This window comes from Synechococcus sp. RS9916 (assembly GCF_000153825.1).
Taxonomy (GTDB): domain Bacteria; phylum Cyanobacteriota; class Cyanobacteriia; order PCC-6307; family Cyanobiaceae; genus Synechococcus_C.
In genome coordinates this window covers 2586192-2608366 of record NZ_DS022299.1, presented here as the reverse complement: position 1 = coordinate 2608366, position 22175 = coordinate 2586192, and the positions used below count along the sequence as shown (strand labels likewise).

The 22175-nt window shown below is 62.4% G+C and carries 21 protein-coding genes and 2 tRNA genes; 17 read left to right on the top strand and 6 right to left on the bottom strand.

Going from position 1 to position 22175, the window contains the following annotated elements:
* Positions 1-12: 12 nt before the first annotated feature.
* The gene (locus RS9916_RS13085) at positions 13-552 is read left to right on the top strand and encodes a hypothetical protein (RefSeq protein ID WP_007099924.1); all 540 of its coding nucleotides are present in this window, start codon (positions 13-15) and stop codon (positions 550-552) included.
* A 125-nt stretch (positions 553-677) separates the two neighbouring features.
* On the opposite strand, the gene RS9916_RS13080 is transcribed toward RS9916_RS13085, so the two are convergent.
* A tRNA-Cys gene (locus tag RS9916_RS13080) sits at positions 678-748 on the bottom strand.
* 54 nt (positions 749-802) lie between these two features.
* On the opposite strand from RS9916_RS13080, the gene RS9916_RS13075 reads away from it, so the two are divergent.
* Both RS9916_RS13075 and RS9916_RS13070 read left to right on the top strand, forming a co-directional pair.
* Positions 803-2068, top strand: a complete 1266-nt coding sequence (locus tag RS9916_RS13075; protein WP_038024659.1) for a lipid-A-disaccharide synthase-related protein — start codon at positions 803-805, stop codon at positions 2066-2068.
* Positions 2046-2315: a hypothetical protein gene (locus tag RS9916_RS13070; RefSeq protein WP_007099922.1), complete on the top strand. Its 270-nt coding sequence runs from the start codon at positions 2046-2048 to the stop codon at positions 2313-2315. The genes RS9916_RS13075 and RS9916_RS13070 overlap by 23 nt, the downstream gene beginning before the upstream one ends.
* A 37-nt stretch (positions 2316-2352) precedes the next feature.
* Here the strand turns inward: RS9916_RS13070 and RS9916_RS13065 are convergent, their stop codons facing one another.
* Positions 2353-2997, bottom strand: a complete 645-nt coding sequence (locus RS9916_RS13065; protein ID WP_007099921.1) for a ribonuclease D — start codon at positions 2995-2997, stop codon at positions 2353-2355.
* A gap of 104 nt (positions 2998-3101) precedes the next feature.
* Here RS9916_RS13065 and RS9916_RS13060 point away from each other — a divergent pair, with 104 nt between their 5' ends.
* Genes RS9916_RS13060 through RS9916_RS13050 form a run of 3 tightly spaced genes read left to right on the top strand, consistent with a single transcriptional unit; the run spans position 3102 to position 4977 of the window.
* Entirely contained in the window at positions 3102-3518 is a 417-nt protein-coding gene (locus tag RS9916_RS13060) for a PadR family transcriptional regulator (protein WP_007099920.1), read from the top strand.
* A 33-nt stretch (positions 3519-3551) separates the two neighbouring features.
* Entirely contained in the window at positions 3552-4109 is a 558-nt protein-coding gene (locus RS9916_RS13055; protein ID WP_007099919.1) for a cofactor assembly of complex C subunit B, read from the top strand.
* A gap of 7 nt (positions 4110-4116) precedes the next feature.
* Positions 4117-4977, top strand: coding sequence for an N-acetylmuramoyl-L-alanine amidase (locus RS9916_RS13050; protein ID WP_232199597.1), 861 nt, complete (start codon positions 4117-4119; stop codon positions 4975-4977).
* Here RS9916_RS13050 and hemF read toward each other — a convergent pair.
* The gene (hemF, locus tag RS9916_RS13045; RefSeq protein WP_038023843.1) at positions 4904-6013 is read right to left on the bottom strand and encodes an oxygen-dependent coproporphyrinogen oxidase; all 1110 of its coding nucleotides are present in this window, start codon (positions 6011-6013) and stop codon (positions 4904-4906) included. The two genes, RS9916_RS13050 and hemF, sit on opposite strands and share 74 nt — an antisense overlap.
* 119 nt (positions 6014-6132) lie before the next feature.
* Between hemF and RS9916_RS13040 the strand changes: the two genes are divergently transcribed.
* The 8 genes from RS9916_RS13040 to RS9916_RS13005 all read left to right on the top strand — a co-directional run bounded on the left by RS9916_RS13040 (position 6133) and on the right by RS9916_RS13005 (position 16628).
* Positions 6133-7227 carry an Mrp/NBP35 family ATP-binding protein gene (locus RS9916_RS13040; RefSeq protein WP_007099916.1) on the top strand — a complete coding sequence of 365 codons (1095 nt, stop codon included), beginning with the start codon at positions 6133-6135 and terminating at the stop codon, positions 7225-7227.
* Between the two features lie 2 nt (positions 7228-7229).
* The gene (gene rodA, locus RS9916_RS13035; RefSeq protein WP_007099915.1) at positions 7230-8561 is read left to right on the top strand and encodes a rod shape-determining protein RodA; all 1332 of its coding nucleotides are present in this window, start codon (positions 7230-7232) and stop codon (positions 8559-8561) included.
* Positions 8558-9916 (top strand): HAMP domain-containing sensor histidine kinase, encoded by a 1359-nt coding sequence (locus RS9916_RS13030; protein WP_007099914.1) that lies wholly within the window; start codon positions 8558-8560, stop codon positions 9914-9916. The genes rodA and RS9916_RS13030 overlap by 4 nt, the downstream gene beginning before the upstream one ends.
* A gap of 103 nt (positions 9917-10019) precedes the next feature.
* Entirely contained in the window at positions 10020-10451 is a 432-nt protein-coding gene (locus RS9916_RS13025) for a photosystem I reaction center subunit II PsaD (protein WP_007099913.1), read from the top strand.
* A 41-nt stretch (positions 10452-10492) separates the two neighbouring features.
* On the top strand, positions 10493-12019 hold the full coding sequence (locus RS9916_RS13020) for an anthranilate synthase component I (protein WP_007099912.1): 1527 nt from the start codon (positions 10493-10495) through the stop codon (positions 12017-12019).
* The gene (gshA, locus tag RS9916_RS13015; protein ID WP_007099911.1) at positions 12016-13158 is read left to right on the top strand and encodes a glutamate--cysteine ligase; all 1143 of its coding nucleotides are present in this window, start codon (positions 12016-12018) and stop codon (positions 13156-13158) included. Before RS9916_RS13020 ends, gshA begins: the two co-directional genes overlap by 4 nt.
* A 32-nt stretch (positions 13159-13190) precedes the next feature.
* Entirely contained in the window at positions 13191-16166 is a 2976-nt protein-coding gene (gene ppc, locus RS9916_RS13010; RefSeq protein ID WP_083773099.1) for a phosphoenolpyruvate carboxylase, read from the top strand.
* Positions 16167-16628 carry a hypothetical protein gene (locus RS9916_RS13005; RefSeq protein WP_007099909.1) on the top strand — a complete coding sequence of 154 codons (462 nt, stop codon included), beginning with the start codon at positions 16167-16169 and terminating at the stop codon, positions 16626-16628.
* A gap of 17 nt (positions 16629-16645) precedes the next feature.
* Here the strand turns inward: RS9916_RS13005 and RS9916_RS13000 are convergent.
* Positions 16646-16719 (bottom strand) — tRNA-Arg (locus tag RS9916_RS13000).
* 103 nt (positions 16720-16822) lie between these two features.
* Here RS9916_RS13000 and recF point away from each other — a divergent pair.
* Together recF and speD are read left to right on the top strand one after the other, a co-directional pair.
* On the top strand, positions 16823-17920 hold the full coding sequence (recF, locus tag RS9916_RS12995; RefSeq protein ID WP_038023838.1) for a DNA replication/repair protein RecF: 1098 nt from the start codon (positions 16823-16825) through the stop codon (positions 17918-17920).
* Positions 17921-17949: 29 nt separating this feature from the next.
* Positions 17950-18438, top strand: a complete 489-nt coding sequence (gene speD / locus RS9916_RS12990; RefSeq protein WP_007099907.1) for an adenosylmethionine decarboxylase — start codon at positions 17950-17952, stop codon at positions 18436-18438.
* A gap of 83 nt (positions 18439-18521) precedes the next feature.
* Here speD and RS9916_RS12985 read toward each other — a convergent pair whose 3' ends face one another.
* Positions 18522-19916, bottom strand: a complete 1395-nt coding sequence (locus RS9916_RS12985) for a glutamate decarboxylase (protein WP_007099906.1) — start codon at positions 19914-19916, stop codon at positions 18522-18524.
* 96 nt (positions 19917-20012) lie between these two features.
* Positions 20013-20834: an ATP-dependent sacrificial sulfur transferase LarE gene (gene larE / locus RS9916_RS12980; RefSeq protein WP_038023835.1), complete on the bottom strand. Its 822-nt coding sequence runs from the start codon at positions 20832-20834 to the stop codon at positions 20013-20015.
* A 175-nt stretch (positions 20835-21009) separates the two neighbouring features.
* On the opposite strand from larE, the gene RS9916_RS12975 reads away from it, so the two are divergent.
* Positions 21010-22164 (top strand): cob(I)yrinic acid a,c-diamide adenosyltransferase, encoded by a 1155-nt coding sequence (locus tag RS9916_RS12975; RefSeq protein ID WP_007099904.1) that lies wholly within the window; start codon positions 21010-21012, stop codon positions 22162-22164.
* Positions 22165-22175: the final 11 nt, after the last annotated feature.

The following is a 22175-nucleotide window of genomic DNA, read 5'->3' as shown; positions in this document are numbered from 1 at the left end:
ATCGACGACCGCATGCGTCCGTTCGCAACGATGGGAACAAGAGCCGTAAACCACCGATGGGTCACCCGCACGGCCCAGATCCTGGCGACAGGCGTGTTGCTAACCCATGCGGGCATCGGAGCAAGCAGCAGCACGCCAACGATCGGACGCTTGCAACGCACCACGGCTGCGTGCAACACCACAGCCACAGAAGGCTCAGAGCAACGCTGTGATCGAATTCAGCTGGATCGCAAAACTGACTCTGTGCTGCGCGTGCGCTTCATCGGCCCTGACAGCAGAAAGGGCATCACACGCATGCTCACCTTCGTGGCGACCGATGCGGGGAAGGACCTTCCAATCACCTGCAGGAATGGCCTCTGCCAACTGAGCACCACTGCCTGGGAGGGACCGGTGATGGGCGCCGCTGAGGCGTTCTCCAACGGCCTCGGCATCGCAGAAGGATTACCCCGGGCCTGGCCCGCAAAAGGGATCTGCAAGATCAACTCTTCAGGAGTGGAATGCCACGCGCAATTGAGCAATGGCCTGACCCTCCGCGCTGAGGCCAAACTGTGATTCCCCAACCTGATGCAGAGCTCTTGCTGCGTGAGACGATCGATCAGATCTCGATTCAAGGGCGCAAGCCATCGTGAGCCTGCAGACCAGTGATGGAGATGAGAAGCGAGCCTTCAGGATTCAGAAGGCGGCACCCAGATTCGAACTGGGGATAAAGGATTTGCAATCCTCTGCCTTACCACTTGGCCATGCCGCCGCCGGGGAAACTGCGTTTCCACCAGCGGATCGTATCAGCGAGCGCAGTGGGGGGCTGCTGGTGGTTTGCAACGGTCACGGCGAGGACCTGATCGCCCTGCGAATCCTCGAGGCGCTCCACAGCCTTCAGCCAAGGCTTCCTCTGGTCGTTTTGCCTCTCGTGGGCGAAGGCAAGGCCTTTACCTTGCCGGTGCAGCAGGGATGGCTGCGACTGATCGGCCCCAACGCAAAGCTGCCGAGTGGGGGGTTCAGCAATCAAAGCGCCCGGGGATTCATCGCCGATCTGGTGGCCGGACTCCCCCTGCTCACCTGGCGGCAGTGGCGCTGTTTGCGACGTCACGCCAAGGGCGTTGATGCAGTGCTGGCCGTCGGGGATCTGCTGCCATTGCTGATGGCCTGGGGCAGCGGACAACGCTTCGGATTCGTGGGAACCCCAAAAAGCGATTACACCTGGAGCAGCGGACCGGGCAGGCACCTCAGCGATCTCTATCACCGCTTGAAAGGAAGCGAATGGGACCCGTGGGAGTGGGCCGTAATGAGAACCTCTCGGTGCCGTCTAGTGGCCATGCGTGACCGCCTCACGGCCCGGGGCTTGAGGCGCCACGGTGTGAGGGCCCTGGCACCAGGGAACCCGATGATGGATGGCTTCACTCCAGGCCATCCACCTGCAGCGCTCGAGCGCTGCACGCGAATCCTGCTGCTCTGCGGTAGCCGTATGCCGGAAGCGCTGACCAACGCAGAGCGGCTGCTGCGCAGCCTGGAGGGCTTCAAAAGCGACGTCCCCCTCACCTTGTTGATGGCAACGGGCTCTCAGCCCTCTGCCCAGGCACTGGAGCCCCTGCTTCAGCACCTGGGGTTCCGCCCCTGCCCACCGCCTGCAGACAGCCTGGACGCCCAGGCCTGCTGGGTGAATGGAGTGCAAATGCTGTTGCTGGGCAGCGGTCGCTTCAGCCGCTGGGCAGGCTGGGCCGAAGTCGGACTCGCGACTGCCGGAACCGCCACCGAACAATTGGTGGGCCTTGGCATCCCCGCGTTGTCCCTGCCAGGACCGGGCCCCCAGTTCACCCGTGGCTTCGCTGAACGCCAGAGCCGCCTTTTGGGAGGGTCGGTGCGCACCTGCCCATCAGCAGAAGCCCTGCAACGTCGCCTGCACCTCTTGCTCTCCGACGCCAACCTGCGGCATCAGCTCGGCACCATCGGCCGCCAGCGAATGGGACGGGCCGGAGGCAGTCGGGCACTGGCCGAGCTGGTGGTGGAACGCTTGATCGCGGATACTGGCCTCACCACTGCGCATCGCCATGGCCGGCATCCAGGACCATGACTACCTGAGACTCTGCGCCGAACTGGCCCGTCGCCTTGGCGTCAGTCAGGCGGCAGCTCGACGCCGCGTGGAGATGGCAGCTGCCAAGGAAGGCCTGCGTGATGTGGAAGCCCGCATGCGGATCGCCACCCAACTCATCGATGAGACCCGCGAAGAGCAAAACGCCGACAAAGGTGCAGCATCCACCAGCCTCGATGCCTTACTCGTCGCCAGCCCCGAAGACGAAAACTTCATGCTGGAGGACTGAACCCATCAGCACCCCAATCAACTGAACACTGGCCCGTTCAGTGCTCGAACACCTGGTTAAAACGCAGACGATCCAAGTCAGCGATCACCGGAATGCAGGGGAAGCAACGCTCCGCCAACTCCCAGCGGCCTTCCCGGCGCAGCATTAACTCCAGACGGTCACGGGCAGGCAACAAGTAGCGGGCATCGTTGGCTGCATACGCCAATTGAGCCTCGGTCAGCTCATCCACCCGACCCCAGTCACTGCTCTGGGCTTGTTTGTCCAGCTCCACCCCGACCAGCTCCATCACAAGGTCCTTGAGGCCGTGACGCGGGGTGTAGGTGCGGGCCAGGCGGCTCGCCACCTTGGTGCAGAAGATCGGATTCACCGCAATCCCCAAGCCGCTGGCGAGTGCGGCGACATCGAACCGGGCGAAATGGAAGACCTTCTCCACGGCCTTTGACTCCATCAACGCCTCCAGTCGTGGAGCCTCGGTCTGTCCCAAGCCGATGCGAACACAGGCGACGTGGTCGTCGGGATCACAGATCTGCACCAGACAGAGGCGATCACGCCCGTGGATCAACCCCATGGCTTCGGTGTCGACCGCCAGGGCTTTGGCGCGGCCATAGCGCTCGGCCCATGCAGCATCGAGATCACCGTCAAAAACGGCGAACTCGCGGGGTGCAGACGCGGCATCAGCCATCGGGGTCGCAGGACAAACATCGATCAATCCACTTTGACCACCCGCGGGACGCAAGACTTTTTCTCAAAGACTTGAAAATCAAAACGAGACCGAGATAGACACAAATGAGACACAGGGTTCCCGTGCACAGCCGCCATAAGCCACCTCGGGCCTGCCTGGCCGATATCGAGCGCTATTTCCGCCAACCGCCACCGCGCTTCCTGGACCTGGAACTCGCGGTCTGCTGGGTGCTCGACTGCCTCCTGGAGAACGACAGCTACCCCTCAGGCCTGCTGCAACGCCTCGAGACGGAACATCCCAAACTGCGGCTGTCAGAGACCGTGTTGCACCAGGCCCTCGATTTTCTCGAGAGCCAGGGCATGTTGGCCCGCTACAGCAAGCGTTGCCCAAGCCGCGGCCGGCCGCGACGCATGTTGCACCTGGAGAGCGCCTCTCGCCCCGAGGCCCAGAAACTGATGAAGCCTTGGCAACACTGGCTCAGCGACCTGAGTGGCAGCAGGAACGCCCCCGTGGCGACCTAAAACGGATAGGCAGCCAAGCCCCACGGCCAGCGGATGCCTTCCTTCCAGACCTCAACCCTCCTTCTCACCCTCCTGTTGGCCATTGGCCTGGTGTTCTTTCTGAGGGCAGCCAGCAAAGACCGCACCACCGTGGTGGACGTGGCCTCATCGCGCCCGCCCCTAGAGGTCCTCGAAGGATTGAGCGCCTGGTTGGAACAACGGGGCTGGTCGCCCGAGGGCGGCGATGCCGAACGCCAAGTGCTGCGATTTCAGGGCCGGGTGGCGGCCAGCACACCACTCGCGGTGCTCTTGTCATTGCTGGGGACCGTGGGCGCCGGCAGCCTTGGCCTGGTCGTTCGGCAGGTGCAGCCGTCCCTCCACTGGTGGCCCCTTGGCCTGGCCCTGCTCGGACCACTGGCCGGTGTGATCTACCGCAAGCGCGCTGAACGCCAGGAAGGGGTGGAGATCCGCTTGATGAACCCAGACGGTGAAACCGGCGGTAGCACCATTCGTGTCCGCGCCCATCGCGACGAACTGATTGCCCTCGAGCTCGAGCTGGCAGGCCCCCTCGACCTCGCCAGCGACGGTTCGCTGCTGTCGTCTCCCATCTGAAACTCCCATGCCGATTTCTCGGCACATCCCCATTTCCCGTCGCCGGCTGTCCATGGCCTTGGCTGCTGGTGCATTGGTAACTGCCACGCTCGGATTGGCCACCGCGGCCGAGGCTCCCAGCCCCCCAAGCACCGACCCACTGCTTGGCCCAAGAGTGCAACTGAAGGCCAGCTGGAAGGGGACAACACGTCCCAACAGGGCCATCTCAATTCTGATGCTGGCCGGCCATGCCGACTCTCAAAGGATGCAGGGGTCCGGCACCTCCGGTGCCGCCGTTGACCTCCATGGGGCAAAACCCATGGATCCCCGCATGCGTGATGAGCTGTATTGGAACCTGAAGGTGCGCGATGCAGTTGTGCAGCACGGACGTCGCCGCGGCCTCAACATCAGGGCCTACACCCCACCGGCGCTCACCATTGCCAACGGCAACCATCCCAGCACCAATTGGTCAGTGGGAAAGAAGCATGTGGGCAGCGGCGGCTATGCGCTCGAGATTCATTTCGATGCCTACGGCCGTGATGGATACGGATCCGGATTAATTCCTGCCATTCGCCGCCACCCCAGCACGATCGATGAAAGCCTGGCGGTCAGTTTCGGGCGTTACCCGCTGATGTTCCGCGGGGGCCTCGGTGCGCCGAAGCGCGGCATCGGCATCCTGGAAATCGGCAAGCTTGAGGGCCGACTCGAGACACGACTGCGGGACCCCAAAACCCGTCAGGCAACACTCGATGCGATTGCCCGACGGGTCACTGACGCCATCCTCAATGGATTACCGCCAGCACCTCCCATGGAGGTCAGTTCACCGCCTGATGTGGACGGCAACGCTCCTCCAGAGAAGGATCCTCGAACCAGTTCTGAGGACGGGTGAACACGTCCGTGAGCAGAGCCTCGCGCGACCCCTCTTCTGCCGTGAAGCCGTACTCCCAGCGTGCCAGGGGTGGCAGTGACATCAGGATCGACTCCGTGCGGCCGTTGGTCTGCAGGCCAAAGATCGTGCCGCGGTCCCACACCAGGTTGAACTCGACGTAACGGCCACGGCGGTAGAGCTGGAACTGACGCTCCCGTTCGCCATAGGCCAGAGGGTGCCGCTTCTCAACGATCGGGGTGTAGGCCGGCAGGAATCCCTGACCACAGGCCTTGGCCAAGTCATGGAGCTGCTCCCAGTTGAGAGGACGAGACCCCGTGGCCTTGGCAACGTCTGCAGCAGGTCCTGAAGGGTTCTGACCCTTGTAAAGCTGGCCGTTGCCGTCCTGGTAGTCGTAAAAAATTCCGCCCACACCGCGGGTTTCATTGCGGTGCTTGAGGAAGAAATACTCGTCACACCAGGGCTTGAACACCGGATACAGGTCGGTGCTCACCGAATCACACGCTTGCTTATGGGTGCGATGGAAATGGCGGGCGTCTTCGAGGAACGGATAGAAGGGCGTGAGATCGGCACCACCGCCGAACCACCACACCGGTCCTGCCTCGAAGTAGCGGTAATTGAGGTGCACCGTGGGCACATAGGGGTTGCGGGGGTGCAACACCATCGAGGTGCCGGTGGCGAACCAGGGATGCCCCTTCGCCTCAGGACGCTGCTTGAGGATGGACGGCGGCAACTCCTGGCCGTGAACCTCCGAAAAGTTCACGCCGCCTTGTTCAAAAATGCGCCCCTCGCGCATGACACGAGAGCGGCCACCGCCGCCCTCGGGGCGATCCCAGCTTTCCTCCTGGAAGCGGCCCACACCATCGAGGGCCTCCAGACCTGCACAAATCTCGTCCTGGAGCCCCATCACCAGAGCACGAGCCCGTTCCCTGGAATCAGCTGGTGGTGGAGACATCGGTGCTGCAGCGCCATTACCGGACGCTGCACTGGGGGCGGAGGAGGACGAACCCTTCAGGCGCCTCAGCAGTGAACGAACCATGGATCAATTGCTGCAGGTACTGACAGGAACCTTTTCAGCCCGTGCCCTCTCCCGACAAGAGGCCGTGAAGGACTGTCACGGGAGCCCACACCTAGGATCCCGCTCAACGCACGGGTTTCATGGCGACCGCAGAGCAGGCCACCACAGCGCTGAAGCAGATTTTGGATGCCGGAACTGGACGCCCGGCTCTCGATCTCGGCTGGATCGACAACATCCGAATCGCACCACCTCGCGCTGTCATTCGCCTGAACCTGCCCAGTTTTGCCCAGGGCCAGCGGGAACGCATTGCCCAGGAGAGTCGCGAGCGATTGCTGCAGCTCAATGGCATCGATGATGTGCAGATCGAACTGGGCTCTCCCGCTCAGCAGCAGAGCAGTCCTCAGCCCGGGGGCATCGGCCAGGCAGGCCACGGTCAGGTGGCGGAACGGCAACCCATTCCTGGCGTGAAGCAGGTGATCGCCGTCAGCAGTGGCAAAGGCGGCGTTGGCAAGAGCACCGTGGCTGTGAACCTGGCTTGCGCCCTGGCCCGTCAGGGATTGCGGGTTGGTCTTCTCGATGCCGACATCTATGGACCCAATGCCCCCACGATGCTGGGGGTTGCGGATCGCACGCCCGAAGTGGAAGGCAGCGGCAGCGAACAACGGATGACTCCCATTGAGAGCTGTGGCGTGGCCATGGTCTCGATGGGTCTTCTGATCGACCCGGATCAACCGGTGATCTGGCGCGGACCGATGCTGAACGGCATCATCCGTCAGTTCTTGTATCAGGTCACCTGGGGAGAACGCGATGTGCTCGTGGTCGACCTCCCACCCGGCACTGGTGACGCCCAACTCTCGCTGGCCCAAGCCGTCCCCATGGCTGGCGTCGTGATCGTGACCACGCCTCAACAAGTGGCCCTGCAGGACGCCCGTCGCGGCCTGGCCATGTTCCGGCAGATGTCGATTCCCGTGCTCGGCGTGGTTGAGAACATGAGCGCCTTCATCCCTCCCGATCAGCCAGAGAAGCGGTATGCGCTGTTCGGCGAAGGAGGCGGACAAACATTGGCTGATGAATTCGAGACCACGCTTCTGGCTCAGGTGCCCCTGGAGATGCCAGTCCTCACTGGGGGAGACCAGGGCAGTCCGATCGTGATCAGCCAGCCCGATTCAGCAAGTGCAGCGAGCTTCAAGCAGCTTGCTCAAGACGTCACCACGATGGTTGGAGCCACTGCTTAACCATGCTCGGGGGTCTTCGGCGACGTCGACAGAGTCTTCAGTCCCGAACGGGCTCGTCACTGCGTCGCCGCAACGACTTCGAACTCGTGCTGTGGGGCGTGCCCCTGGCCATGGTGGGAGTCTCGAGCTTCCTGATCCTCAGCATTGAGCGCCAGGAGGCAATCGAAGGATTCTCGTCGTTCCAGTTCAGCTTTGTCGGAGTTCTTGCATTCATCAACAGCCAATTCTGGTTATCGCAACTGGCGACAGCACTCGTTGGTTGTGGGATCGCACTGTTGTTCGCGAACTTAAGGCTTGAACGCCTCAAGCCCCCTCTACTTCCGATTTACATCGTCACGGTGATCAGCTTGATCGCTGTTCGGTTCATCGGCACGTCTGCACTAGGGGCCCAGCGCTGGATCAGCATTGGACCATTCAATGTTCAGCCTTCTGAGTTCGCAAAGCTGGCCGCCATTCTTCTGTTAGCCGCTGTACTCGATCGCTATCCAGTGGAGCGACCGGTGGATCTCCTCCGCCCCCTTGGTGTGATTTCCATTCCATGGGCGCTGGTGTTTATCCAGCCTGATCTCGGCACGTCGTTGGTGTTCGGAGCACTCCTGCTGACCATGCTCTATTGGTCAGGGATGCCTTTCGAATGGCTCGTCCTGTTGCTGGCCCCACTGGGAACGGCTCTTTTGGCAGGACTCATCCCCTGGGCTCTCGCCCTTTGGGTACCGCTGATGATGGTGATCGCCTACCGCTCACTGCCCTGGAAGCGCCTAGCCACAGCCACCGTCTTGCTCATCCAGGGAGGGGTGGCAGCCGTTACACCCTGGTTGTGGATGCACGGTCTGAAGGATTACCAGCGCGACCGACTAGTGCTGTTCCTCGACCCAAGCAAAGACCCACTCGGCGGCGGTTATCACCTGCTGCAGAGCACGGTAGGGATCGGCTCCGGAGGCTGGTTCGGCACAGGTCTCCTTCAGGGCCAACTCACCAAGCTGCGCTTCATCCCTGAGCAGCACACCGACTTCATCTTCAGTGCCCTGGGGGAGGAAACCGGTTACATCGGCACTGTCCTTGTTGTGGTGGGCTTTGCTGCATTGATGGCGCGGTTGGTCCAAATCGCCAACCGCGCGCGCAGCGACTTCGAATCCCTGGTTGTGATCGGAGTGGCCACCATGGTGATGTTTCAGGTGGTGGTAAACATCTTCATGACCATCGGCCTTGGCCCCGTGACGGGGATCCCACTGCCATTCATGAGCTACGGCCGCTCGGCGATGGTCGTGAACTTCATCGCCCTTGGCCTTTGCCTTTCGGTTGCACGTCGCAGCCGCATTCAGCAGTTGCGGTGAGAGCCACGATCACGCTGCAGACCCTCCAAGCCCGAATGGCTGAAGGGCTGGACACTGGACGCGTCGACGATGCCACCGCCCGCCGACTTTGGTGGGCAGCGCTGGAAACGATTCAGGCCGAACTGCTGCCCGTTGGCACCCACACCCCCCCGCGTGGTGTCTGGATCGCAGCCCCCCTACCTGCGCTTTACGACCCCGACCTGCTCGCTGGATTCGAGGGATGGGTTTGGACCCCGGATCAACTCCAGCTGAACACAGGTGGGCCCAGCGCCCTCCTGCCGCCGGATCGCTTGCATCGCGCCGATCAAAACAGCACAACAAGCAGCCCCTATCAACGCCTGTCCCTGCTGGACAGCGATGGCCTTGACCCGCTGCTGATCGTGATCACCGCGGAGCGCCAGGTGGCCTTAGCGCTGCATGGAGACAGCAACCGGCGCCAATTGCTGATGCGCTCCGACCCAGAAACCCTGGGAGCCCTGCTGGCCATGCTGGATCAACGCCTGCAGGATCAGGCCCCTGAGCAAGCCATGGCCCTAAGGCGCGCCATCGGAGCACTCGGCCCACTGCAGAGCAGCGAACAATTCGGCCAGCGGTTCTGGCCAGGCCTGGCGGAACGCCTGGCCTCGATGGCGCCCAGCCTGACGCTTCAGACCCTTCGAGAGCCAGACACCAGCAACGATCCCGCGGAAGCGGAGCTGTCGTTGCTGGAGGCGATCACCCACGAAGTCCGGACACCCCTAGCCACCATCCGCACCCTGATCCGATCCCTCTTGCGCCGAAAAGACCTTCCAGCTGTGGTGATGAGCCGGCTGCAACAGATTGACAGCGAATGCACCGAGCAGATCGATCGCTTCGGGCTGATCTTCCATGCCGCAGAACTTCAACGGCAACCGCCCCCACCCGGAGACCTCGCTCGCACCGACCTGGGGCGCATGCTTAAGGATCTGGCTCCGGGATGGGAGCAGCAGTTGCAGCGGCGGGGCATCACCCTTCAGCTCGACCTGAGCGCCAATTTGCCGGCGGTGCTGAGTGATCCCGGACGGCTTGAACCCATGCTCGGCGGCCTGATCGACCGCAGCAGCCGCGGCCTTCCCGACGGCGCCCAGTTGTTGATCCAACTGCGGCCCGCTGGCGCGCGTCTCAAGCTGCATCTCCGCGGCCAGGTGCGCAATGGACGCGCCGCAGACAACACAGCCGAACGCACCGCAGAGCTGGGGCCGGTGCTGAGCTGGAATCCAGGCACCGGCAGCCTGCAACTCAGCCAGGGCGCGACCCGCCGACTCCTGGCCAGCCTGGGAGGACGACTGATTCAGCAACGGGACCGCGGGCTGACGGTGTTCTTCCCTGTGGCCTGACAATGTTGACGGGTGTGAAGCTTGCTGACGGCACAGGGGATCAGGACCGAATCACGGTGCTACTTTCCAGCCGTAACGGCATGCCGATTTTTCGAGGACAGCCATGACAGCAACGGCGTTGAACGGTCAGCTCCCCCAGTTCATCGGCAGCACCGGTGGACTTCTGAATGCCGCGGAGACTGAAGAGAAGTACGCCATCACCTGGACCAGCTCCTCTGCGCAGGCTTTTGAGCTGCCCACAGGTGGCGCAGCGATGATGAGCCAAGGCGAAAACATCATGTATTTCGCCCGCAAAGAGCAGTGCCTGGCCCTTGGCACCCAGCTGCGCACCAAGTTCAAGCCCCGGATCGAGGACTACAAGATCTACCGGATCTTCCCTGGTGGCGACACCGAGTTCCTGCATCCCAGCGATGGTGTGTTCCCCGAGAAGGTGAACGAAGGTCGCCAGATGGTGGGCCACAACCCCCGCCGCATTGGCGAGAACACCAACCCCGCAAACATCAAGTTCAGCGGTCGGAACACCTTCGACGCCTGATCCCGTCGACAAGCGTCGGTTAGGGCTGCGACAATCCCTTAATGCTCAGCCCCGACCGCGCCGCGTTCCTTGAGGCCGCAGCCGCTGGTGCCACGTTTATTCCCGTGGCACGCAGCTGGCCGGCAGACCTGGAGACCCCCCTCACCACCTGGCTCAAAGTGGGAGAGGGACGTCCTCCAGGTGTTTTATTGGAATCCGTTGAGGGTGGTGAAACCCTCGGTCGCTACAGCGTGGTGGCCTGCGATCCGCTCTGGACCCTCACGGTCCGCAATGACGAGATTCAACGGCAGTGGCGTGATGGCCATTGCGAGCAACTGAGCGGCAATCCTTTCGATGTGCTGCGTGAAGCACTTGCTCCTTACCAACCTGGGGCCTTACCGGGGCTGCCGTCGATCGGCCAGTTGTTCGGCATCTGGAGTTACGAACTGATCCGCTGGATCGAACCCTCCGTGCCCACCCATCCCCTGCCGGAAGGATCTCCTCCCGATGGCGTCTGGATGCTGATGGACAGCATCTTGATTTTCGATCAGGTGAAACGGCTGATCACAGCCGTGGCCTACGGCGACCTCAGTGGCAGCAATCCGCCCAGTGCGGAAGCGGCTTGGAATGACGCCATGGCCCGCATTTCGCGTCTGGAGGAGCGAATGGCGGCACCGTTGCCAGCGATCCGCCCGCTGCGCTGGCAACCCACCAGCCAGAACTCGCCACAGACCATCAGCAACCGCAGCCGCGAAGATTTTGAAGCCGCCGTGGAGCGGGGACGCGACCACATCGCAGCGGGTGATGTGTTCCAACTCGTGCTCAGCCAGCGCCTTGAGGCTCGCGTGCCCCAAAAGCCTCTGGAGCTTTATCGCAGCCTGCGGATGGTGAATCCATCGCCCTACATGGCCTTCTTCGACTTCGGCGACTGGCAGCTGATCGGCTCCAGCCCCGAGGTGATGGTCAAGGCCGACCCAGTCCCGGGAGGGGTCAAGGCAAGCCTGCGACCAATCGCCGGCACCCGCCCGCGAGGCCATTCGGAACTGGAGGATCGCAACTTCGAGGCCGATCTGCTGGCCGACCCCAAGGAACGGGCCGAGCACGTGATGCTGGTGGATCTGGGCCGCAATGACCTTGGCCGGGTGTGCCAACCGGGCTCCGTCGAGGTCAAGGACCTGATGGTGATCGAGCGTTACTCCCATGTGATGCACATCGTCAGCCAGGTGGAAGGTCGCCTGGCCGCCGAGCACGACGTCTGGGATTTATTGATGGCCGCATTCCCCGCCGGCACGGTCAGCGGTGCTCCGAAGATCCGAGCGATGCAACTGATCAACGAGCTCGAACCCGATGCCCGCGGTCCCTATTCAGGGGTGTATGGGTCAGTCGATCTGGCAGGTGCTCTCAACACTGCGATCACCATCCGCACGATGGTGGTGCGCCCCCATCCCGAAGGTGGCTGGAGGATTCAAGTGCAAGCAGGCGCCGGAGTGGTGGCCGATTCCAAGCCTGAGGCGGAATACCAGGAAACACTCAACAAGGCCAAGGGCATGCTCACCGCCCTCGCCTGCCTCGAGGATCCATCGGCATGACGGGATCGCTGCTGCTCAAAGGCTTTGAAATCGAGCTGTTCACAGGCAACCCCAGCGGGGAAAACGTCGGCATCGCCGCAGAAGCAGCGCGAGCGCTTGAAGGGTTCGTCACCGAGCCCGACAACCGCAACCTCGAATACATCACGGCCCCGGAGTACAACTATGCCCCGCTCAGCGAAGCCCTGCTCGCGCCCAGACGCCAGTTGCGTGCGTGGTTGGAAGCAAGGGCTCTGACCTTGCTTCCAGGCAGCACTCTCAGCCTGGGAGACCCAAACCGGTTTGAACGCTCCAACCCGGGCAATGCTTATCACTCCCTGATCGAAGCCACCTACGGCACCAGGGTGGTGACCGCCAGCATTCACATCAATCTGGGCATCGATGACACGAGCGCCCTGTTCACCGCACTGCGACTGATTCGCTGTGAGGCGGCACTCCTGCTGGCTCTGAGTGCCAGCTCACCCTTTCTCGGTGGCGCGGTCACCGGCGTCCACTCCCAACGGTGGCTGCAATTTCCCCTCACGCCATCGTCCGTCCCCCTGTTTCAGGACCATGGGCATTACATCCGCTGGGTCGACGAGCAACTGCAAGCCGGAACGATGCACAACGTGCGGCACCTCTGGACCTCGGTGCGGCCGAATGGTCCGAGCCGCCCTCTCGACCTGAATCGCCTGGAGTTGCGCATTTGTGATCTGATCACCGACTCTGGCTTACTGCTGGCGGTCACCACCCTTCTGGAGCTGCGGGTGTTGATGGTGATCGAGTCTCCTGAACGCTTTGATCCTTTCCGCGCCAGCCAGCTCAGCCCTGAGCAACTGCAGAGCCTGAGCGATGCCAATGATGCGGCAGCGGCCCGCGCCAGCCTCGATGCGCCGCTGCACCACTGGCGTGATGGTCGCTCGCTGCTCTGCCGTGACTGGATTGCGGAACTCTGTGAGACGGTCAGTCCTCTGGCTGAGGAACTCGGCCTTATCCAGCAGCTCGAGCCGATCCATCGCGTGCTTCAGGATGGAAACCAGGCGATGCGCTGGCTGGCAGCGGTCAACTCAGGCGCCACCCTCCCAGAAGTACTCCAAGCCGGAATTCGCACCATGGCTGATGAGGAACGCGGCGAGGCAGAGCAAACCGGCGTTTTGGGATGATCATGGATTCAGCTGATTCGGACCCTTCCTCGATGCTCTCGACCCACGCCCAGACTCCTGAGAGTGACCGGTCGGGGATCGCTGAGCCTTTCCAGGCCGGTGGGCAGCTGCTAAAGCAGCGTCTGGCCTTGGTGGAGGACCTGTGGGAAACGGTGCTGCGCAGTGAATGCCCGCCGGATCAGGCCGAGCGTCTGCTGCGGATGAAGCAGCTCAGTGACCCGGTGGCCAGCGACGGTGCTGCGGTGAGCAGTGATGCCGTAGCCCAGCTGATCCGGGAAATGGATCTGGTGGAAGCGATCGCCGCAGCGCGGGCTTTCTCTCTTTACTTCCAGCTGGTCAACATCCTCGAGCAGCGGATTGAGGAAGACAGCTATTTGGAGAGCATCAGCCGCTCCCACGACCATGCCGAAGCGGTGGACCCCTTCGCTCCGCCGCTAGCCAGCCAAACCGAACCAGCCACGTTCCGCGAACTGTTCGAGCGGCTGCGGCACCTGAATGTGCCCCCCGCCCAACTGGAAGCACTGCTCCAGAATCTGGACATTCGGCTGGTGTTCACCGCGCACCCCACCGAAATCGTCCGTCACACCGTGCGCCATAAGCAGCGCCGGGTGGCCACCTTGCTGCAGCAGCTGCAGGCCACACCAGCCGTCAGCAGCAGTGAAAGTTCCAGTCTGCGGCAGCAGTTAGAAGAAGAGATCCGCCTCTGGTGGCGCACCGACGAGCTGCACCAGTTCAAACCCACGGTGCTGGACGAGGTCGATTACGCCCTCCATTACTTCCAGCAGGTGCTCTTCGATGCGATGCCCCAACTGCGTCGTCGCATCAGCAGCGCCCTGGCCAGCAGCTATCCCGACGTTCGTCTTCCACCCTCCGCTTTCTGCACCTTCGGCTCCTGGGTGGGATCCGACCGCGATGGCAACCCTTCGGTGACTCCTGAAATCACCTGGAGAACATCTTGTTATCAGCGCCAGTTGATGCTGGAGCGCTACATCGCCGCCGTCCAGGCCCTGCGCGACCAGCTCAGTATTTCCATGCAGTGGAGCCAGGTGAGCGCCCCACTGCTCGAGTCACTGGAAATGGATCGGCTGCGTTTCCCGGATGTTTATGAGGAGCGGGCAGCGCGCTATCGGCTGGAGCCCTACCGCCTCAAGCTCAGCTACATGCTGGAGCGCCTCCGGCTGACGCAGCTGCGCAACAAGCAATTGGCGGAAGCCGGCTGGCAGACCCCCACCGAAGGGCTTGTGGCCAACAGCACCACCCCCGGCGGCCAAGAGGAACTCCACTACGGCTCTGTCGCTGAATTCCGCAGTGACCTCGAACTGATCCGCAACAGCCTGGTGAGCACCGAGCTGAGCTGCGAACCACTCGACACCTTGCTGACGCAGGTGCACATTTTTGGCTTCTCCCTGGCCAGCCTGGACATTCGCCAGGAGAGCACCCGCCACAGCGACGCCCTCGACGAACTCACCCGCTACTTGCGGCTTCCCAAGTCCTACGAGGACATGGATGAGAGCGAACGCGTGACCTGGTTGCTGGAGGAACTGCAGACACGCCGCCCTCTCATTCCACCGGCTGTTCAATGGTCCCCCGGCACCGCGGAGACGATTGCCGTCTTCCGCATGTTGCATCGCCTGCAGGAGGAGTTCGGAAGTCGCATCTGCCGGACCTATGTGATCTCCATGAGCAACTCCGCTTCGGATTTGCTCGAGGTGCTGCTCCTTGCCAAAGAAGCTGGCCTTGTGGATCCGGCCGCCGAGCATGCCGATCTGCTGGTCGTTCCCCTGTTTGAAACCGTGGAGGATCTCCAGCGCGCTCCTGCGGTGATGGAGCAGCTGTTCGAGAACCCCCTCTACCGCAAGCTCCTGCCCCAAGTCGGTGAGCACGTGCAGCCCCTGCAGGAATTGATGCTGGGCTATTCCGACAGCAACAAAGACTCAGGCTTCCTCTCCAGCAACTGGGAGATTCACCAAGCCCAGATTGCCCTTCAAGACCTGGCCAGCCGCCACGGTGTGGCCCTGCGTCTGTTCCATGGTCGGGGCGGCTCGGTGGGGCGTGGTGGTGGCCCGGCCTATCAGGCCATCCTCGCCCAACCAAGCGGCACGCTTCAGGGTCGTATCAAGATCACCGAGCAGGGTGAAGTGCTGGCGTCGAAATACAGCCTGCCCGAACTGGCGCTGTACAACCTCGAGACGGTGAGTACCGCTGTTGTGCAAAACAGCCTGGTCACCAACCAGCTCGATGCCACCCCGAGCTGGAACGAACTGATGGCCCGACTCGCCGCGCGATCACGCAGCCACTACCGGGCTCTGGTGCATGACAATCCCGATCTGGTGGCCTTCTTCCAGCAGGTCACACCGATCGAAGAAATCAGCAAACTGCAGATCTCCAGTCGCCCAGCACGGCGCAAAACGGGGGCGAAGGATCTCTCCAGTCTGCGAGCCATCCCTTGGGTGTTCGGCTGGACCCAAAGTCGTTTCCTGCTCCCCAGCTGGTTTGGTGTCGGCACGGCCTTGGCAGAAGAAGTGGCTTCAGACCCCGAACAACTGGATGTCCTGCGGCGATTGCATCAACGCTGGCCTTTCTTCCGAATGTTGATTTCCAAAGTGGAGATGACTCTCTCCAAGGTGGATCTCGAACTGGCCCGTCACTACGTGACCAGCCTGGGCCGCAGCGAGCACCGCGACGCCTTCGAGCGCATCTACAGCACCATTGCTCGCGAGCATGCCCTCACGCTCCAGCTGGTGCTCGACATCACCGGTCAGGAACGTCTACTCGATGGCGATCCTGGCCTCCAACTGTCTGTCGATCTGCGCAATCGCACGATTGTGCCGCTTGGATTCCTGCAGGTCGCGTTACTGCGCCGCCTGCGCGACCAAAACCGGCAGCCCCCCATGCGGGAGGCAACGTCAGGTGATAGCGATGGCCGCACTTACAGCCGCAGCGAACTGTTGCGCGGGGCGCTGCTCACCATCAATGGCATCGCTGCCGGCATGCGCAACACAGGCTGAGTGTCCTTCCTTCCCTTTCGTCAGCAACCCCCAGCCCCCGCCCTGCCCGGGGGCTTTGAACTCCGCAACGACTACATCCCCTCAGCTGAAGCTATCAATCAGCTCTTAGCGGCATGCAATGAAGCGATCCCTCCCGCTGATCGATGGGCCGCCGCCTTGCAGAACAGCTATGGCCAACTCTGCATCCTTGACTGCGAAAGCGGCGAACTGATGGGGTTTGTACGCATCACCAGCGACAAGGCACTGAACGCCAACTTGTGGAATCTGGCGGCCCGCCCAGGCCCCCATCAGGCCGCGCTCCTGGCGGTGCTGGTGCACAGGTCATTGAGCAGCCTGCGCAAGGAGTTGCCTGGATGCAGCATCTCGATTGCCGCTCCCCCAGCAGCACTGGAAGCCCTGAAGAGCCAAGGTTTTGTACTGGACCCCGGTGGCATCAGAGCCATGGGGTTAAGGCTCCGATAACCGGTGGAGCCTGATCACGAGCATGGCAGGACTCGAACCTGCGACCCTCAGAACCGGAATCTGATGCTCTATCCAACTGAGCTACATGCCCACATCGGCTGATGCCGCTGCGTGAAGTCAGCCCGCAGGCCGCTCCGGTGCAGGTACCTTAGCGACACGCCGCACCCGGACCCATTCGGCTTCTCCAGCTGGAACTGCAGGGGTTTCGCAACTACAGCAATTTGCAGCTGGAGATTGAGGCACCTCGCCTCTTGGTGATTGGTCGCAATGGTGTGGGGAAATCCAATTTGCTGGAGTCGGTCGAGCTGCTCGGCAGCCTGCGGTCGCACCGGGCCAGCCAAGATCAAGACCTGATCCATTGGGATGCCCGCGAAGCACGGCTCAAGGCCCGCACCGTCGATCACGACGAGCTGGAGCTCCAGCTGCGACGCAAAGGAGGTCGTCAAGCAAAGCGCAACGGCAAAAACCTGGAACGTCAGCTGGATCTGATCGGACCGCTGCGCTGCGTAGGCTTCAGCGCCCTCGATCTGCATCTCGTGCGCGGCGAACCGGCACTGCGTCGGTCATGGCTGGATCGCGTGGTCTTGCAGCTGGAGCCGATCTATGCCGAGCTGATCAGTCGCTATAGCCGGCTGCTGCGTCAGCGCGCCCAACTCTGGCGTCGTGGACGCGGGATGCCCTCGGCGGAACGGGACGCTCTGCTCGACACTTTTGACCTGCAGATGGCGCTGATCAGCACCCGGATCCACCGCCGCAGACGCCGAGCCCTGGCCCGACTGGAGCCCTTGGCCAGCCAGTGGCAGACCCATCTCAGCCAAGGGAACGAACAGCTGACCCTGCGTTATCAACCGGGCAGCCGGCTGGAAGGGGAGGAAGCGGAAGAACCCTGGCGATTAGCGATTGGCGAACAACTGAAATTGCAGCGCAGCGAGGAGGAGCGACTGGGTAGTTGCCGGGTCGGGCCGCACCGCGATGAGATCAGCCTCGACCTCAATGGCAACCCAGCCCGGCGCTTCGGCTCGGCTGGCCAGCAACGCACCCTGGTGCTGGCCCTGAAGCTAGCGGAACTGGAACTCGTGGGGGAACTGTGGGGTCAGCCGCCTCTGTTGCTGCTGGATGACGTGCTGGCCGAGCTGGACCCCGAACGCCAGCTCACCCTGCTGGAAGCTGTGGGCGACGAGCACCAATGCCTTGTCAGCGCCACCCACCTGGACGCCTTCGAAGGGGACTGGTGCAGGCAATCCCAGGTGGTGGACGCAGGAACGTTGAAACCTGAAGGAAACCTGAGGTAACGTTACGAACTCTTTTCATCTGAATCCTGATGAAGCAGAACCTGTCTTGCCTGCATCCCAACCCGGGATGGGGCGGCGGAGCAACCCCTTCGGCCCTCAGTTCCACTGCGCCCAGTGCCACCGATATGGTGGGCAAACACTGCATTCTCGAGCTTTACGACTGCGACCACGCCAAGCTCGACGACGAAGCCTTCCTCAGGGACACCATCACCACAGCAGCCAAAAGTGCTGGTGCAACCCTGCTCAACCTGATCACCCACCGGTTCGAACCGCAGGGCGTGACGGGACTGGCTCTCCTGGCTGAATCCCACATCTCCATCCACACCTGGCCTGAAAACGGCTACGCAGCTGTTGATGTGTTCACCTGCGGCGATCACACCATGCCCGAACGGGCCTGTGATGTTCTGCGCTGCGCCCTTGGCGCTCAACGCCACCAGCTCAAGAGCTTCCTGCGGGAAACTCCAGCAGCCGTGGCCAATGCGCAGCGCGATCCCCAATTGATCGCGTCGCTGGCCTGAACACAGGCAGCACACAAAAACCTCCAAACCCGTGGCCGGCATCCGCTGACCACGGGTTTTTGATGGCGCTGAACTGGCTTGGATCAGAGGTGGTTGTAGGACGCCGCTTCCGATGCCTGCAGATTGCTGGTGATCGGGTGCTTCTGGAAATGGGCCAATGCCGTCCGGATGTCATCCAGCAGCAGATCGGCCATTTCGCGGGTGAAATCGCGCTTCACCAGGATGCGTTGAAACGCATGATGGGCGAGATCGCCGGTGAAGGGATAAGCCGGCACCTGCCAACCACGCATCCGCAGCCGATCCGCAAGGTCATAGAGGTTGAACCCGGGGTCCACCCCCTCCTTGAGCGTCCACACCACCGTGGGTATGCCCTTCTCAGGTGCGCCGTCGTGAATCAGCTGGAAAGGCCCCATCTGCCCGAGGGCCTTGGCGACGTATTGCGCATTGCTGTGGCTGGCCTGATGCAGGAGCCGGTAACCCTCGCGGCCGAGACGCACAAACTCGTGGTACTGCGCAATCACTTGCCCGGCAGGCCGTGAGAAGTTGATTTGAAACGTGGGCATGTCGCCACCCAGATAGCTGACGTGAAACACCAGCTCATCGGGCAGATCCTCCGGACTACGCCACATCACCCAACCCACACCTAAGGGGGCAAGACCGAACTTGTGGCCTGATGCATTAATCGACTTGACCCGCTCCAGCCTGAAATCCCAGGGCGGCAGATCAGGGGCACAGAACGGAGCAAGAAAACCACCACTCGCTCCATCGACGTGAATCGGAATGTCAATGCCGGTGCGGGCCTGGTAGTCGTCGAGGGCACGGCTGATGGCCTCCACATCCTCGTAAAGGCCGTGATAAGTCACCCCCAGCGTGGGCACCACAAAGATGGTGTTTTCATCCACGGCCTCCAGCACCCGCTCAGGGGTGATGCACAGATCTCCGGGACGCATCTCCAGCTCCCGCATCTCGATATCCCAGTAGCGGGCAAATTTCTTCCAACAGATCTGCACGCTGCCGCAAACCATATTGGGTTGATCGGTGGGCAGGCCTGCCTGCTGTCGCTTCTTGCGCCACCGCCATTTCGCGGCCATCCCCCCCAGCATTGAGGCTTCGCTGCTGCCGATGGTGGAACACCCAATAGCCTCCCCCGGGGCATTCCACAGATCGGCCATCATCGACACGCAACGACGCTCCACCTCAGCGGTCTGGGGGTATTCGTCTTTGTCGATCAGGTTTTTATCCACGCCGAGGGCCATCAGTTCCATCGCTGCAGAGCCCTGATAGGTCTGGCAAAACGTGGCCAGGTTCTGCTTGCTGTTGCCATCAAGCAACAACTCTTCCTTCAGCAGTTGAACGGTGGTGTCCGCAGCGCGGCCATCGACAGGGAAGTGATCCCGCGGAAGGGGATCGACCATCGCATCGACGAGCGCCTGCTCGCCGCTGTCGATCAGGTGATGCCTGGAGCGATGAATCCCCATGGAAGGAGTGCTTCTATTGGGAAGGTATCCAGAGCGGTCCAACCCTGCCGTCGGCCGTCACACCCCCGCGACGAAGCGACACCAATCACGACCGCTTCAGCGATTGAGTTTGCCGCTGACCAACCCCTCCAAATCCAGGCTGACGGCCGTGAATCCCAGATCCAAAAACGCCTCCACCAACGCATCCCGCTCCGGATGCTGCGCCAAGGCCACAATCTGATCGGCGGGCACCTCAATGCGAGCTGCCAGGCCCTGGCTGCGCACCCGCACTGCAGCGAAGCCGCGGGCGATCAACCACGCCTCGGCCTGGGCGACCCGCTGCAGGCGTTCGGCGTTGATTCCCTCTCCATAGGGGAAACGTGAGGCCAGACAGGGTTGGGCTGGCTTATCCCACCACGGCAACCCCAGCGCCTTCGACAGCTCTCTGACTTGCATTTTGGTGATGCCGAGATCCGCCAAGGGAGACATCACCCCAGCCTCCCGAGCCGCCTGGATGCCTGGCCGGTGGTCACTGAGGTCGTCGGCGTTGACACCATCAAGCACCTGCGCCCCCTCGGCCGCCGCGGCCAGAGGCCCCAGGTGGCGATGCAACTCCCGTTTGCAGGCAAAGCAGCGGTCGGTGGGGTTGCTGCTGTAGTGCGGATCCTTGAGTTCTTCGGTGGCCACTTCCTGATGGCGCAGGCCCAACCAGGCCGCCTGCTGGCGGGCTTCCTGCAGCAAATGGGGAGCCAGAGCGGGAGAAACGCCCGTGATCGCCGTGGCCTGGGCACCCAACTGCTCCTGGGCGATGGTGGCCACCAGCGCACTGTCCACCCCGCCGGAATACGCCACAACGACCCGCCCGTAGGCACGGATCTCGTGGCGCAGACGCTCCAACTGACGTTGGTCATCTGCCTGCAACGGCTCGAGCTGACGCATCAGCGACCCTGTGGACGGCACCCCCGGCGACGATGCGTTGACTTCAACCACGGGCGCCTGGCAGGAGTGAATTCTGGCGCCAAGCTAGGCATTGGTGGCCATCGGCAACGCCGTGCCGGTCAGAACACCGCAAAAGGCCTGCACTCGGTAAGCTCCGGGAACGTCCGGTCGGTCCATGGCAGGGAATCGCAGACCAGCCGTCGGCATCGTCACCGCCGCTGACAGCCGTGAGCGCAGTCTCGGGCAACTGCACGTGTATGACGGCGAGGGTAAAGGCAAGAGCCAGGCCGCCCTTGGCGTCGTCTTGCGCACCATCGGTCTGGGCATCTGCGAACAGCGCCGCACCCGGGTGCTTTTGCTGCGCTTTCTCAAGGGCCCGGGTCGTGCTTACGACGAAGACGCCGCGATCGAAGCCCTTCAACAGGGCTTCCCCCATCTGATCGATCAGGTGCGCACCGGCCGCGGTGAGCATTTTGGAGCGGAGGATGTCACCCGTTTCGACCGCCAGGAAGCGCAGCGGGGCTGGGACATCGCCAAGGGCGCCATCGCCAGTGCCCTCTATTCCGTGGTGGTGCTCGATGAGCTGAATCCCGTGCTGGATCTCGGGCTGCTTGACATCGATGATGTGGTGCGCAGCCTGCAGGCTCGGCCTGAGGGGATGGAAATCATCGTCACTGGCCGGGGTGCACCCCGGCCTCTGGTGCAGATGGCGGATCTGCACTCAGAAATGCGCGCCCACCGCCGCCCCGACCCGGGGGATGCGCAACGGTTCGATGCGCAGGGAGCGATCGAGATCTACACCGGAGAAGGCAAGGGCAAATCCACCAGCGCTCTTGGCAAGGCGTTGCAAGCGATCGGGCGCGGTATCAGCCAGGACAAGAGCCATCGTGTGCTGATTCTCCAGTGGCTCAAAGGCGGCACCGGCTACACCGAAGACGCCGCCATCGCGGCCCTACGGGAGAGCTACCCCCACCTGGTCGACCATCTGCGTTCCGGCCGCGACGCCATCGTCTGGCGAGGCCAGCAGGAACCGATCGACTACGTGGAAGCGGAACGGGCCTGGGAAATTGCCCGCGCTGCCATCTCCAGCGGCCTCTACAAAACGGTCATTCTCGACGAGCTCAACCCGAGCGTGGATCTCGAACTGCTGCCGGTGGAGCCGATCATGCAAACGCTGCTGCGTAAACCGGCCGAGACCGAAGTGATCATCACCGGCCGCTGCAAGAACCCTCCCGCCTACTTCGATCTCGCCAGTGTCCACTCCGAGATGGTGTGCCACAAGCATTACGCCGAGCAAGGGGTCGACCTCAAGCGCGGCGTGGATTACTGAGACGTTTCGCG

Excerpts from the sequence above, each read along its gene's own strand:
- RS9916_RS13085 (WP_007099924.1), top strand. The coding sequence starts at position 13 with ATGCGTCCGTTCGCAACGATGGGAACAAGAGCCGTAAACCACCGATGG.
- RS9916_RS13070 (WP_007099922.1), top strand. The coding sequence starts at position 2,046 with ATGGCCGGCATCCAGGACCATGACTACCTGAGACTCTGCGCCGAACTG.
- RS9916_RS13065 (WP_007099921.1), bottom strand. The coding sequence starts at position 2,997 with ATGGCTGATGCCGCGTCTGCACCCCGCGAGTTCGCCGTTTTTGACGGT.
- RS9916_RS13060 (WP_007099920.1), top strand. The coding sequence starts at position 3,102 with ATGAGACACAGGGTTCCCGTGCACAGCCGCCATAAGCCACCTCGGGCC.
- RS9916_RS13055 (WP_007099919.1), top strand. The coding sequence starts at position 3,552 with ATGCCTTCCTTCCAGACCTCAACCCTCCTTCTCACCCTCCTGTTGGCC.
- RS9916_RS13050 (WP_232199597.1), top strand. The coding sequence starts at position 4,117 with ATGCCGATTTCTCGGCACATCCCCATTTCCCGTCGCCGGCTGTCCATG.
- hemF (WP_038023843.1), bottom strand. The coding sequence starts at position 6,013 with ATGGTTCGTTCACTGCTGAGGCGCCTGAAGGGTTCGTCCTCCTCCGCC.
- RS9916_RS13040 (WP_007099916.1), top strand. The coding sequence starts at position 6,133 with ATGGCGACCGCAGAGCAGGCCACCACAGCGCTGAAGCAGATTTTGGAT.
- rodA (WP_007099915.1), top strand. The coding sequence starts at position 7,230 with ATGCTCGGGGGTCTTCGGCGACGTCGACAGAGTCTTCAGTCCCGAACG.
- RS9916_RS13025 (WP_007099913.1), top strand. The coding sequence starts at position 10,020 with ATGACAGCAACGGCGTTGAACGGTCAGCTCCCCCAGTTCATCGGCAGC.
- RS9916_RS13020 (WP_007099912.1), top strand. The coding sequence starts at position 10,493 with ATGCTCAGCCCCGACCGCGCCGCGTTCCTTGAGGCCGCAGCCGCTGGT.
- gshA (WP_007099911.1), top strand. The coding sequence starts at position 12,016 with ATGACGGGATCGCTGCTGCTCAAAGGCTTTGAAATCGAGCTGTTCACA.
- ppc (WP_083773099.1), top strand. The coding sequence starts at position 13,191 with ATGCTCTCGACCCACGCCCAGACTCCTGAGAGTGACCGGTCGGGGATC.
- speD (WP_007099907.1), top strand. The coding sequence starts at position 17,950 with ATGAAGCAGAACCTGTCTTGCCTGCATCCCAACCCGGGATGGGGCGGC.
- RS9916_RS12985 (WP_007099906.1), bottom strand. The coding sequence starts at position 19,916 with ATGGGGATTCATCGCTCCAGGCATCACCTGATCGACAGCGGCGAGCAG.
- larE (WP_038023835.1), bottom strand. The coding sequence starts at position 20,834 with ATGCGTCAGCTCGAGCCGTTGCAGGCAGATGACCAACGTCAGTTGGAG.
- RS9916_RS12975 (WP_007099904.1), top strand. The coding sequence starts at position 21,010 with ATGGCAGGGAATCGCAGACCAGCCGTCGGCATCGTCACCGCCGCTGAC.